11 protein-coding genes are annotated in these 12,185 nt (G+C 63.2%); 3 read left to right on the forward strand and 8 right to left on the reverse strand.

Going from position 1 to position 12,185, the window contains the following annotated elements:
• Positions 1 to 38: 38 nt before the first annotated feature.
• The 8 genes from ACO2Q4_RS19765 to ACO2Q4_RS19800 form a co-directional block, all read right to left on the reverse strand.
• Entirely contained in the window at positions 39 to 1,217 is a 1,179-nt protein-coding gene (locus ACO2Q4_RS19765; protein ID WP_311761614.1) for a polysaccharide pyruvyl transferase family protein, read from the reverse strand.
• Between the two features lie 66 nt (positions 1,218 to 1,283).
• Positions 1,284 to 2,558: a glycosyltransferase gene (locus ACO2Q4_RS19770; protein WP_423321370.1), complete on the reverse strand. Its 1,275-nt coding sequence runs from the start codon at positions 2,556 to 2,558 to the stop codon at positions 1,284 to 1,286.
• Positions 2,555 to 4,126: a hypothetical protein gene (locus ACO2Q4_RS19775; protein WP_423321373.1), complete on the reverse strand. Its 1,572-nt coding sequence runs from the start codon at positions 4,124 to 4,126 to the stop codon at positions 2,555 to 2,557. Before ACO2Q4_RS19775 ends, ACO2Q4_RS19770 begins: the two co-directional genes overlap by 4 nt.
• Before the next feature lie 55 nt (positions 4,127 to 4,181).
• Complete coding sequence (locus ACO2Q4_RS19780; RefSeq protein WP_311761611.1) at positions 4,182 to 4,736, reverse strand: hypothetical protein; 555 nt, start codon at positions 4,734 to 4,736, stop codon at positions 4,182 to 4,184.
• A complete protein-coding gene (locus ACO2Q4_RS19785; RefSeq protein WP_423321375.1) occupies positions 4,733 to 7,417 on the reverse strand; it encodes a glycosyltransferase in 2,685 nt (894 codons plus the stop codon). The genes ACO2Q4_RS19780 and ACO2Q4_RS19785 overlap by 4 nt, the downstream gene beginning before the upstream one ends.
• Entirely contained in the window at positions 7,414 to 8,796 is a 1,383-nt protein-coding gene (locus tag ACO2Q4_RS19790; RefSeq protein ID WP_423321377.1) for a DUF6212 domain-containing protein, read from the reverse strand. Before ACO2Q4_RS19790 ends, ACO2Q4_RS19785 begins: the two co-directional genes overlap by 4 nt.
• Before the next feature lie 176 nt (positions 8,797 to 8,972).
• Entirely contained in the window at positions 8,973 to 9,905 is a 933-nt protein-coding gene (locus ACO2Q4_RS19795) for a UTP--glucose-1-phosphate uridylyltransferase (protein ID WP_423321378.1), read from the reverse strand.
• 352 nt (positions 9,906 to 10,257) lie between these two features.
• Positions 10,258 to 10,689 carry a nuclear transport factor 2 family protein gene (locus tag ACO2Q4_RS19800; RefSeq protein WP_395135515.1) on the reverse strand — a complete coding sequence of 144 codons (432 nt, stop codon included), beginning with the start codon at positions 10,687 to 10,689 and terminating at the stop codon, positions 10,258 to 10,260.
• Positions 10,690 to 10,822: 133 nt separating this feature from the next.
• On the opposite strand from ACO2Q4_RS19800, the gene ACO2Q4_RS19805 reads away from it, so the two are divergent.
• The 3 genes from ACO2Q4_RS19805 to ACO2Q4_RS19815 all read left to right on the forward strand — a co-directional run bounded on the left by ACO2Q4_RS19805 (position 10,823) and on the right by ACO2Q4_RS19815 (position 12,138).
• Positions 10,823 to 11,251, forward strand: coding sequence for an EamA family transporter (locus tag ACO2Q4_RS19805; RefSeq protein ID WP_423321509.1), 429 nt, complete (start codon positions 10,823 to 10,825; stop codon positions 11,249 to 11,251).
• A 77-nt stretch (positions 11,252 to 11,328) separates the two neighbouring features.
• Positions 11,329 to 11,739, forward strand: a complete 411-nt coding sequence (locus ACO2Q4_RS19810; RefSeq protein ID WP_423321382.1) for a VOC family protein — start codon at positions 11,329 to 11,331, stop codon at positions 11,737 to 11,739.
• Positions 11,740 to 11,817: 78 nt separating this feature from the next.
• Positions 11,818 to 12,138, forward strand: a complete 321-nt coding sequence (locus ACO2Q4_RS19815) for a DUF1330 domain-containing protein (RefSeq protein ID WP_395135519.1) — start codon at positions 11,818 to 11,820, stop codon at positions 12,136 to 12,138.
• The last annotated feature ends 47 nt before the right edge of the window (positions 12,139 to 12,185 follow it).

The raw sequence follows: 12,185 nt of genomic DNA on the forward strand, positions 1-12,185 counted from the left end.
GCAGGGCCCAGGTGGACGGACCACCTGGGCCATTCGGTTCAGGCGGCCGCCTGGTCAGCGGCCGATTTCGCCTGCGCGGCGATATCCAGCAGGTAGGATGCAGGCTTGAGACCCGCCGATTGCAGGAAGTCGACATAGCGCGCGCATTTCATCGAGCGGTGCTTGTCATAGGCGACCCCATCGAACGAAATAAGCTGCTTCAGGCGCTGACGGGTCAGCGGTTGGGTCAGTTCCTCTGCGCGCAGGAAGGGCACGCCCGTTTCGCGGCACATCTCTTCGGTACGGGTGTCGATGGTGACGGTGCAGGCCATCCGCTCGGCCTGGATCGCCAGTTGCGCACCGTGGAAGCGCGGTCCGATCAGCAGGTCGTGACGGCGCAGCTCGTCCATCCACGTCGCGACGTCGTAATAGGAGCGGGCATAATTCAGCGCCCAGGCCTTGAACTGTTCGCGGCTGTAATGGGGCACGGTGTGACGGTGGATGCGATCCAGCACTTCCGGTTCGATCTCGTCGAAAAGCCCGCGCGAGATCTTGATCATGTTGCCCATGGACTGGACGATGTAGACGCCCGGAAATTGCGGGTCCATCATCAGCGAAATCAGCTGCTGTTCGATCTCGCGGGTATTGCGCCAGCTTTCATGACCACCAGCGACGGCAATGCGCTGGGGCAATTCGCTGGAGTTCCAGTTCTTCTCGATCCGCTGGCCCAGGTCGGGGCGCGGGTTGATGAAATGCGACGGGCAGCCATTGGCCAAGGTTTCGGCACCGGTCAGCTTCTTAATCTGTTCGGACGTGTAGGGGCCACGGGTATAGATGTTCTGAATGCCATGCCGGCGGCCGTTCTCGATCAGTGCGTCAAGCCAGGCGCGGGTGCCGTCGGTCAGTTCGACGTCAGCGCCGAACTCTTTGGCCTGCGCACCCAAACCGATGGCGACGATCGGCTTTTCGACTTGTGCAAGGTTTGCGGCCAGTCCCCCCAGATCGGTATGCTTGCCAAGCTGGTTGGCGCAAGGGATCACAACGAAGTCTGCCTGATTGAAGACCTCGGGGCGCGTGTGCCAGGGATGAAACGAAATCTCTCCTTCAATCTGAGTCTTTACGGCATGCACGAATGCAAGGTTGCCATTGTTGTGGCCGATCTTGCGATAGAGCGTATTGAAATCCGAGTTCGAATAGAGTCCGCAATCCTTGCTTTCCCAGAGAAGAGCAATTTTCATGATTTTCCTTTAGGTTTCAGTAATCTTTAAGCTTCAAGTGCTGGCGGGCCGTCTTCTTGTCAGGGCTCAAGCGTTCATGCGTTTTCCGATATTCGGGATCTCCTGCATCTGGTCGAAGGCAATGTCGCAGGCCTCTCCCCATTCGGCCGCAAATCCCGCCAGGTCCAGCGGTGCGGTGATGCGGGATCTGTAGTCGGTCAGGATATCGACATCACCGTGGACCGACAGAATGGCGCTGGCCAGCGCGGCCGGGTCGGCGGTGCGGAATTGCAGGCCCCAGCCTTGGGTCTTTTCCGCCATGCCGCCGATATCGGATGCGATCATGGGTGTGCCTGCGGCGCGGGCCTCCTGGATGACGACGGGCGAGTTCTCCCACCAGATCGACGGGATGATGATCCAGCCATATCCGCGCATGATGTCGATGCAGTCCTGCGGACGATAGCGTCCGCGGAAATGGACCGAGGCCGGGATCTCAAGATCCGGCCACATGCGCGAGAAGCTGTCCCGGTCGACACCGTGGATCTCGATGCTGAGGGGAACCGTGAAGGTCTCGTCGCGCGCCTCGATCAGGGCCGCGGCCCGGACCAGAACGTCAAGACCCTTGGTCGGGGTTGCCTGCCCGAAAAAGGCGAAGCGTCCCGATTTGACCTGCATCTCGGCCGCGGTTTCTGATGCGATTTCGGCCAGGTGGTCGAGGCCATTCTCGATTACCGAGATGCGGCCGGGGGTGACGCCCCAATCCTCGAAGCGCTGGCGCAGGAATTCGCTGGGCGACAAAAGATGGTCGAACTGCTCCAGCATCTCCTGCATCCGGGCCTTGCGCAGCACGAAATCGATCGGGGGGCGGGCGATGCAGGAGGCGCAGGACACCTCGCTGGAGGCGTGGCACAGTTCGCCCGAGCGCTTCACCATTTGGCCGTGATTGGCGCAGATCGCGGTCATCTCGTGCAGTGTGCAGATGAATTTGGAATCGGGCAACGCGGTGCGCAGCCGACGGATGGTGCCCGCGCCGATGTTCCAGAAATGGTGGAAGTGATAGACATCGCCGCGAAGCGCCAGCAGGAACTCGAAGATCCAGTCCTCGTCCCGGATATCGGCGTGCTCCATGGTAAAGCCATCCATGCCGCGTCCGCGCAGGCAGAAGTCGCGGGGGCCGAAGCTGATGACCTGCTGGCTGGGTCCGAAGAAGCGGTCGCTGTCTTCGGGGCCGATGGTCGAGCCGACGAAATGCACGTCCTGGCCCAGCGACAACAGGTGCTGGAACTGACGATAGGCAGCGACTTCGCCGCCGCCATAGCGCAGGTTGGGATGAGAGTGAGAGACGATGACGGTGCGGCTCATGCGGCGGCCTCCGGGATCAGGCGGCGGCTTTCGGCATCATAGGCATGCCAATCGCGGCCATCGGCAAAGCTTTGGCAATGGGGACCGGCCTTGCCCTCGAAATAGCGGCAGGCGTCGACGCGGCGCAGGGTCGCGCCGTTGCGCGCGACCAGTTGCTCGACCAGCAGCCGAACGCGCGCCTCGAACGTCAGGAAGCATTGCGGGGTCTGCGCCAGCATCAGGAAGAAGGTCGGGCCCTCCATAGACAGCGCGAAGGGAAGCAGGTCGCGCGCAAAGCGGTCGGCCTGCGCCGGGGGCGCGTCCATCACCGTGCCGATGGGATCAAGCAGCAGGACAACCGGCCCTGCGGGCTGCGGCGCGAACAGCTGGGCTGCGGGGAACTGGAACAGCGCGGCGCTGCGGGCAAAGACCACGCGCGCGGGCATTGCTCCCGGCAGGCCCAGGGTCAGTGCGGCCGCGTCGAGCACAATATCCCTCGCAGTCTCGCGCGCTGCGCCCTCGATCCCGTTCTGCATCGCGGGGCTAATGCGCTGGCGCAGCAGGTGCAGGCGCAACTTGCCCGGCACATGCGGCCCGATGCGGCGCAGGACGTCGCGCAGGTCGTGGTCGGGCAAATCGTGGTCCAGCACCAGAAGTGTCTCATCGCCCATCGATACAATGGCCTGATCCCCGACATGCGGCGTGGGATCGGGCAGGGCGACGGGCAGCATCGCGCGACGCAGTTTGCTGCGGGCTTCCATGTCGTCGATGCCCAGGGACATCGTCGTGACTTGCTGGGCCAGGTCCGCCGCCTCGGCCGGCTCGACATCCACGATGACGCCGGGCAGGAAATGCTCGCCCGGAACCATCAGCAGCAGGCGGACCGGACCGGAAGGCGGGCGCGGGAAACGCCAGCCGCCGCCATATCCGTCGCGCCCCGTGAAGCGATAGCGCGAGGCATAGCCAGCAAGGTCGGGTCGCGCCATTGCCCCCGGCATCAGATCGACGGGGACCACCATCTCGTTCTCGACGGCCAGCGCGCAAAGCTGGTCGGGCGAGGCCCCGGCGGGCATGAACCAGCCAATGATCGCGCCTTGTCCGGAAGCGGTGCCACGGCAACTGTCGACGGCAAGGACGTGGTTCTCGCTTTCTCTCGCCACCGAGGACGATGAACGCAGGCGGGTGGCGATCTCGCGTCCGACCTGTGGGTCATCGATGCGAAGATGCCGGCCCGCGATGACGCGCAGAAGGGCGAAAAAGACCTCGTCCACGCCGATCTCGACCAGCCGCCGCGCGTCTTCGCCCAGACGCTGGCCGTGGATCTCGGAAAAACCCTGCTGGTCGGCAAGGTGGATCGTGCAGCGGTCGGCGGCGAAGCCTCCGGGCAGCGCGGAAAGATCGAAAAGCGCGATGACGCCCATCGGTTCGGCACTGCGCAGGTCGCGGCGGACATGGCGCGTGACCAGCACGGGACGCAGCACCTCGTCATCGACATGCAGGCGCAGGTCCGGGCCGGGGCTGGTGGTCCAGCCCGTGACGGCAATGGTCTGCGCCCCGTCCATGAAACAGAAGTCGAGGTTCATCATCATGCGACGCGATCCTTCGTATGGAGGAGGGTCTTCGGTGCTGCGCGCATCTTCCGGCTCAGGTCAGCGTGATGGCGAGGCGGTCGAAGATCATGCGCGAGGCCGGCTGGCGCAGGTGCACTATCACGCGACGGTCGACTGCGTATTCCGAGGCTTCCGGCATTTTCAGGTTGCAGACGGTGATGCTGTCCATGGTCAACTGGCATTCGCGATGGCCCGCATCCTTGACCGAGCCATCGTCCAGGATCTCGCGCACGAAGATGTCGACCACGACCGGCTGATCGCAGCTGACCTGCATTTCCAGATAGACCCGCTCGGCCGGAACATTGCTGGGCAGGGTGCCTTCCAGCGTCATCCATTCGGCTCCGCTGGTGCGCAACTCAATCCCGGCATTGTCCCCGGTCGTCAGCACCTCGGCGCGGGCATTGGTCGGCAGGCATGCGCCAAAGGACGCGGTGACGTTGTTGTAGCCGCCTGCCAGACCCAGCCGCGGGCGACCCGTCAACCCGGCGCGGGCTTCGTTCACCAAATCCAGGCGGGTGGCCTGAAGCGCTTCTAGAATATCGGCAGCAGCGCGGAAGTTGCGCATGGCGGCGTCAAAGATGGTCGTCATAGAATGCTCCTGTACATATCAAATTCCTCAGTGCCGGTGTCGTCGGCGGCCGGTCCGACCTCGGTGCGGTTCAGCCAGACCAGCAGCGGCGCGATGGCCAGCGACCAGTCCCGCGCCATGCGGTCGGCATCGCCCGAGATCCGCGCGAGCAGCGGGCGGTCGGCATCAAGCCGCAGGATCTGCTGCGTGAACGATTCCTCGCAGTCGTCCTCGGGCAGGATGAAACCGGTAATACCGTGCTGGATTGCTTCCTCCATCGCACCGACATCGGTCGCGATGACCACGACGCCGCAGCGCTGTGCCTCAAGAATGGACAGGGGCAGACCCTCGTAATGCGAGGGCAGGACCATGATATCCGTGTCCAGCAGCAGCCTTGTCAGCGCTTCGGCACCGCGCACCGGTCCCAGCATCCGCGTGCCGCGCGGGAACGAGAAGTCTGCCCCGCCCTCGTCCACGACCGAGCCGCCCGCGATGGTCAGGCGGATGTCGGGCACCCTCAGCGCAAGGGAGTGGAAGATCGTCGACAGGCGGTGAACGCCCTTCTGCGGGTCAAGACGCCCCATGAACAGGACGCGCAGGGGCTTGTCCACGGACCGCTCCCCGCGTCGCTCGATCTGGTCGCGCGCGCCATGCGGAAGGGGATAGCCGGGCGCGTTGACCACGGACATCAGTTTTTCGCGCGGGATGCCGTGGCTGTGCATCCAGCGGCGCAACGCATCCGAGCAGGTCAGGATCAGGTCATAGGCATATTCATAGGCCAGCGCCAATTTCGGAGGGCCGTAGCTTCGACCGTAATGGCTGCGTTCCAACAGATGTTCATGGTCGATCATGGTGACGCCGCGACGGCGCAGCAGGTCCGCGACCTTGTGCAGCGCGCCGGAATGGGCGTTGATGACCACGTCCATGCCGGAAAGCAGCCCGATCAGATCGGCCTTTTCCTCGGCATTGCCCCAGCTCGGCTCGGCTGTTCCCAGAAACTCGGTTCCGGTCCAGTCGATGGCGCTGGGGTCGGGCATCCAGCTGACCGTCGCAAAGGCCTGAAGCGCCCATCCATCCGGATGGATCGGACGGTCGCTGACCACGAAAAGATGGCAGCGACAGCCGTTTTTCTGAAGCTCGCGCGCCATCGAGGCCACGACCTTCTCGACCCCGCCAAAATCGAAGATCGGCAGCACGAAACCGATATCGCGCTGCCCCGGCTGCTTCAGCATCGGAAAGACCACGCCGCCTGCTGTCATGCGGCGGGGGATCAGGGGCGCGGTGGCGCGATCGACGGCGCCTCCCTGTTCACGCCATTCCCAGCGCTGGCCAAGTGCCGCGCGGAAGCGGCTGCGGCTAAGCCGCAACAGAAGCAGCCGCAGCAGTTCGGGGGCGCTGGCGGTCTTGGGTTCAAGGGGCGTCATCCCCTCCAGCGCGAAGCCCCAGCTTTTGACCTGAAACTCCGAGGGTGCCTGATCGATGCGGCGCAGCATCTGATCGCCCGTGCCGGTCATCAGGTCACGAAGCGCCTGCAGATCGATCACAACGCCATCCGCCATCCGGTCGGTGTTGCCAAGGTCGTTCTGGACGTGATGCCCGCTTTCGGAGGCATTTAGGTGGAACAGGTCGAACTGCGGCCTGCTGCCAGCGCGCGACCAGCGGCGTTCGGCATTCCACAGGAAGCTGTGCAGCATCCGTTTCTCGGCCAGCCGCGCCCAGACCCCGTCACGCAGCAAGACCAGATAGGCCGGAGCATGGTTTGCGAAGGGCTCGGCGAAATGCGCCATGATCTGGCGCTCAAGCTCATCCAGAGAGATGTCGCGGCGCTGGCCGGGGTCGGTCAGAAGGCGCGTCGCGCCTGCCTGCCCCTCGATCACGGCAAAGCGGGGAAAGCGCGCGGCCTCAAGCGCCAGCAGCTTCGGCGTGTTGAACAGCCATGCGTGCTTGGTTTCCAGGTGCCTGCGCAACTCGCTGTCGGCGTCATGCGAGTTGCTCAGCATGCTGACCGGGCGTTTGCGATACAGCAGCAAAGGTCGGGCCGCCGAATGGCCGCGGAACCCCGCCTGCGCGGCGGAAAGCCAGAAATCCCAATCCTCATAGCCGCGTCTCATGCCTTCGTCGAAGCGGATGCCGGCGTCCAGAACGCGGCGGCGGATCAGGCTGCCAGCCTCGCACAGGTTGATCTGGGCGTGAAACAGCAGGTCATAATCGCGATCGGTGACATAGTGGCCATTCTGGCCGAAAAAGTCGAAATCGGGATAGAACCAGTCGGCCTTCGGGCGGGACTCCAGCAGCGATTGCATCGCCGCTCCCGCACCGCGGACCAGCATGTTGTCGGCGTCCAGCAGGAACACGGCGTCAAGCTGAGGATCGGCCTTGAGGGCCGCGGCGATGCCACGATTGCGCGCTGCGCTGAGACCGGCATTCGTGCAGTTCAACACGCGCATTTTCGTGCCCAGCAAAGCCTGCCAGGCGGTCAGACTGTCCATCGTCTCGGCATATTCGCAGCCGTCGTTCACCACGATCAGGCGCTGGACGGTACCGGCTTCGATCTCGCGCTGGACCGAGGCGATGGCGTCGTCGATCAGGACCGGATGTCCCTTGACGGGGACAATGACGGTGACCCCATGAAGAGGCTTGCACGGCGACGGTTGGTTCGCCGGGACCGAGATCGGGGTAAAGGCAGGTTTGCGACGGCTCATCCCCGCTCCTCTTCCTCGGAGGCCCCGCGCGACACGCGAAAGCCCCGGAACAGGCCCCAACTCAGGTCATTGGGCACGTCCGCTGCCAGCGATACCGCCAGCAGCAGATCGGCGCGTCCCGTGATCGGCTCCACCGGAATGCAATGGGCCTGCGCCCAACCCTGTGCCGGCAGGCCGGAAACCCAGGGCCCCATGCGGCGCTGCCAATAGCCGTCTTCATCCACCGCGCCATGCGGCGCGACACCGATGGCGAAATTCAGGCTGGGTGCGCGGGCATGGCCTACGGTGACAAGGGCCGAAACATGGGACAGCCCGGCAAGGTCGATATCGCGCAGGATCGCGCAAACCGGGCCCTTGCGTGACGGATGGACCAGGATCGCGTTCTCGTTTTCCCAATGGGCGGTCGAGACATGGTCCGCTGCCTGCAGGGGGCGCGCAAAGATTTCGGGCGCGGGCAGGCTTGAGGCAGGCACGAATTTGGATTCCGCGATGCTGACCGCCTGGCTGCCCGAGATCTTCGGGCTGCAGCTGGGCAGACGCACCCCGCCCAACGACTGCCACGCGCGCAGGGCCAGCGTCTCGTCAGCCAATGGGCCACCGGCCCCGGTGGCACGGAAGTCCGGGTCCGGTACGGGCTGGCTCAATCCCAAGGTCAGGCTGCTGTCGTCGGTCATCTCGATGTGCAGCTTGCAGTTGCGCCCAACGCCCTCGACTGGTTCCGGCAGGGTGAACCGCAACCAGCCGGTTTCCAGTCCCATGTCCGGTTGCGCGGCCTGCATTGGATAGATGGCCCCTGAGGCATCCTCGAGCATGACCGAAAAAGCGTCGATCATCGGCATCACGACGCCCGGAAACCACAGATCGACGGCGGTCAGGCCAACTGCGTTGACCGGCAGGAATTGCGACAGGGATTGTCCCGCGCCCAGATGCAGCATCTGTCCGGTCGGTTGCCAGGACAGGGCATTGACCAGCTGCGGGTTGCCCAGGGTGTAAAGCAGCGTTTCGATTTCCCGCAGCCGCGCCGTGGTGCCCATGCTTTCCGTGCGCAACCGGGCTGCGGCCAGACGCGCCTCTCCGATTTCCCGGCGGGCAGAGTTCAATTCTCCCAGCAAAAGGCTGATGACGGATTCCGAGAACGTCCGAGGTTCCCCGGGGTCCAGTTCAAAGACGGCGACTTTCGAAAACGGCCCATCCGATAACGCGGCCTTCAGCGCCTTTTTCTGGCCGGCAAGAGAAACCGCCCCCAGAACGTCGCCCTCGATCAGCTGGTCGGCCGGAAAACGGCGTTCAGTCTGGTCCAGAACTTCTATCTCTACACTTTCGGGCAGAAGGCGACGTGCAATATCCTGCACGCGCGCATCGACGATGAGCGTGGTCATCAGCTTCTCTGTCTAATGGGGAACGTCGGGGGCGTGGCTTGCGGGAACTGGCCACGACCGCAGCTATATTCTCGGGGATCTACCCAATCTTAATGGATTATTGGATCTTCTCCGAAGAAATGGCGCGGCCTGAATGAATCAGGCGTCTCGTTGAAACTGGATGTATGCGGGCGGGTTCATTCAGCGGCCTTCCGCATGGACATGATGTCTGCGAGATAGTCGCTGAATTCGTCCTTCAGCTCGTCCCTGGCCAGTCCGAATGCGACGGTGGCCTGCAGGAAGCCCGCTTTCGAGCCGCAGTCGAAACGCTGCCCCCGGAAGCGCAGGCCGAAGACGTCGCGGCCCTCGGCGATCTCGTCGGCGATGGCGTCGGTCAGCTGGATTTCCCCGCCCGCGCCCTGCTTGAGCTTGTTGAGGTTCTCCATCACCGTCGGCGCCAGGATATAGCGTCCGATCACCGCCAGGTTCGAGGGCGGGTTGTCCTTGGGCTTCTCGACCATGCCGCGGGCGCGGACGATGGCGCCCATGTCCTCGGCCACGTCCAGAACGCCATAGGACTTGGTCTTTTCAAGCGGAACTTCCATGGTCGCGACCATGGTGCCGCCGGTGTCCTGATAGGCCTCGATCATCTGCTGCAGGCAGGGCGGCTCGCCCATGATCACGTCGTCGGTCAGGATCACGGCCACCGCCTCGTCCTGCAGAAGACGCCGCGCGCACCAGACCGCGTGGCCCAGACCCAGCGCCTTGTGCTGGCGCACATAGGCGATCGCCCCGGAATCCATGTTGGTCGCCCGCAGCACGTCCAGAAGATCGGTCTTGCCGGCCTTCTTCAGGCTCGATTCCAGCTCATGCGCGTGGTCGAAGTAATCCTCCAGCGCGCCCTTGCCACGAGAGGTCACGAAAATGAACTCCTCGATCCCGGCAGCCCGCGCTTCGTCAATCGCGTATTGGATCAGAGGCCGGTCGACCAGCGTCATGATCTCTTTCGGAATGCTCTTCGTGGCCGGCAGAAAGCGGGTCCCAAGTCCCGCTACCGGGAAAATGGCCTTCGTCACTTTGCGGCGCGTATCTGCGTTCTGAGAGGCGGCAAGGTGGCGAGCAGAAGTCATATATTCAATACTTTAGTTGTCGTTCAGGAAAACGCTTCTGGAAGGTTGGAACATGAGATTTACCAACCTTTAAGGGCAATTAATGGAGCCAACACAACCAGTCAATCGATTTTGGGAACATGCGCAAGACTTCGCAAATCCTTCACATTTTTAGGCAGGTGACCTTATTCCATGCAGGCTGGCGTGCGGAAGTTGGCGGCTGTCTTTGGTCAAAATGACCCTACCGGTCGGGTCCGGATCGACCCCCGTCGTGACCTGGTCTCTGAAGATATGCCGCGCATTTGCTGCCCGTGCTGATGGCTCGCTTGCAGATGGTTTCCGGCGTGACCAGCCGGCAGCCCATGCCCTGACCCTAGATGATGCCGTGCCGTCTTAGCACGGCCTGTTCATCGCCCGTGACCCAGCCAAAGACACGGGCCATTCCGCCTTCGAGCCGGACAAGGTAATGCACTTCGAAATCGATCTTCGCATCGAGCCGGTTCGGGCGGGCATAAGTCGCAATCCACGCGACATGCGCCACGCAATGGCTGTCGCCCATCGGGGAAATGTCGATATGCCGGACCTGCATTTGCCTTGTGCCAATGGCGCGGTAATGTTCGTAACCCTCAAGCAGGCTCTGGCGGAAGCGGGCATCGATCTTGCCCGACATGACCCCTGCAGGAGAGGCGGCGATATAATCCGGGGTGTAAAGCTCCTCGAGTTCGGCCATGTCGGCTTCGCCCGCAAGTGCGCGAAGAAAAAAGCCTTCATATCGTTCGAAAAGGCCCTGCACTTCGGTTTTCATCACGGTTCCTCTGGTTTGCCTTGATGTCTACGTCCAGAGGGCGTGGCGGGTTGCATGGGTTCTTGCAATGTCCCCCCGGCAAGCTGCTAGATTCCGGCAGGGGGCCGAATGCGATAAGGGGCATACCTTGAAGATGTTTTTAAGCTGGCCTGTCTGGGCCTTGCTGTCTGCGGGCTTTGCCGCGCTGACGGCGATCTTTGCCAAGGTCGGGGTCGAGAACGTCAACTCCGACTTTGCGACCTTCGTCAGGACGATCGTCATTCTTCTGGCCGCTGGCTTGATGGTGCATGTCACCGGCAACTGGCAGGAGCCGGCTTCGGTATCGGCCCGAAGCTGGGTTTTCCTTGTGCTGTCGGGGCTGGCCACGGGCGCGTCGTGGATCTGCTATTTCCGCGCCCTGAAGCTGGGTGATGCGGCGCGCGTGGCCCCGATCGACAAGTTGTCGGTCGTCTTTGTCGCGGTCTTTGCCGTGCTGTTTCTTGGAGAACGCCTGACGTTGCTGAATTGGCTTGGCGTCGTCATGATCGCGCTGGGGGCCGTGCTGATCGCCTATCGGGGATAGTCTTCCCGAGGCCCCTGACATTGCACGGCGGCCCGCCTTCGAACATAAGTTCGCCGTCGCCGGAAGAAGGGTCAACCATGCCAAGCCGTCTCGCACTTTTTTCACTGCTTGTGCCGGATTATGACGAGGCGCTGGCGTTTTTCGGTGGCATCGGGTTCGAATGCCGCGAGGATACCGATCTGGGAAACGGCAAACGCTGGGTCAGAATTGCCCCCCGAGGCGGAGAGACAGAAATCCTGCTGGCGCGCGCCGTCAATGAACGCCAGACCTCAGCCATTGGCGAGCAGGGGGGCGGCCGGGTATGGCTTTTCCTGCAGACCGAGGATTTCGACGGCGATTACCACCTGATGCAGGCGGCGGGAGTCACCTTCGAGGGGCCGCCTCGGGATGAGCCCTATGGCCGTGTCGCCGTCTGGGGCGATCCCTGGGGCAATCGCTGGGATCTTATCCAGCTCGCGCGACCCGACCGCAGCGGCACGACCCGCTAAGCCTGCGGTGCGCCCTTGACGTGACAGTGCGCGCGCAAGTGTGTCAGAAACGGGGCCGCGACCCGAGGAGATGCGAAGATGCCTGCCTATTTCATCTGCACCATGACGATCCACGACCCCGAAACCTATCGCAAGTATACCGCGCTGACCCCCGCGACGCTGGCGCGCTTCGGTGGCCGGTTCCTGACTCGTGGCGATGCGGTCGAAACGATCGAGGGCGAGCCCGCCTTTGCCGAACGCATGGTCCTGCTCGAGTTTCCCGACCGCGACAGGGCGCTGGCCTGGTATCACGACGCCGATTATCAAAGCGCGGCGGAACTGCGGCGACTGGCCTCGACCGGGCGGATTCTGCTGCAGGTTTCCCGCGACGATACCGGCAGTCCCGACCCGAAGATCTGACACTTGCCACGACGGCGGGTTCCTGCATCAGTGGCGGACCGATGAAT

Origin of the sequence: Paracoccus sp. KR1-242 (assembly GCF_049446195.1) — a bacterium.
Lineage (GTDB): Bacteria > Pseudomonadota > Alphaproteobacteria > Rhodobacterales > Rhodobacteraceae > Paracoccus > Paracoccus broussonetiae.

Bases quoted from the DNA above. Each gene is read 5' to 3' on its own strand.
- ACO2Q4_RS19765 (WP_311761614.1), bottom strand. From the start codon at position 1,217: ATGAAAATTGCTCTTCTCTGGGAAAGCAAGGATTGCGGACTCTATTCG.
- ACO2Q4_RS19770 (WP_423321370.1), bottom strand. From the start codon at position 2,558: ATGAGCCGCACCGTCATCGTCTCTCACTCTCATCCCAACCTGCGCTAT.
- ACO2Q4_RS19775 (WP_423321373.1), bottom strand. From the start codon at position 4,126: ATGATGATGAACCTCGACTTCTGTTTCATGGACGGGGCGCAGACCATT.
- ACO2Q4_RS19780 (WP_311761611.1), bottom strand. From the start codon at position 4,736: ATGACGACCATCTTTGACGCCGCCATGCGCAACTTCCGCGCTGCTGCC.
- ACO2Q4_RS19785 (WP_423321375.1), bottom strand. From the start codon at position 7,417: ATGAGCCGTCGCAAACCTGCCTTTACCCCGATCTCGGTCCCGGCGAAC.
- ACO2Q4_RS19790 (WP_423321377.1), bottom strand. From the start codon at position 8,796: ATGACCACGCTCATCGTCGATGCGCGCGTGCAGGATATTGCACGTCGC.
- ACO2Q4_RS19795 (WP_423321378.1), bottom strand. From the start codon at position 9,905: ATGACTTCTGCTCGCCACCTTGCCGCCTCTCAGAACGCAGATACGCGC.
- ACO2Q4_RS19800 (WP_395135515.1), bottom strand. From the start codon at position 10,689: ATGAAAACCGAAGTGCAGGGCCTTTTCGAACGATATGAAGGCTTTTTT.
- ACO2Q4_RS19805 (WP_423321509.1), top strand. From the start codon at position 10,823: ATGTTTTTAAGCTGGCCTGTCTGGGCCTTGCTGTCTGCGGGCTTTGCC.
- ACO2Q4_RS19810 (WP_423321382.1), top strand. From the start codon at position 11,329: ATGCCAAGCCGTCTCGCACTTTTTTCACTGCTTGTGCCGGATTATGAC.
- ACO2Q4_RS19815 (WP_395135519.1), top strand. From the start codon at position 11,818: ATGCCTGCCTATTTCATCTGCACCATGACGATCCACGACCCCGAAACC.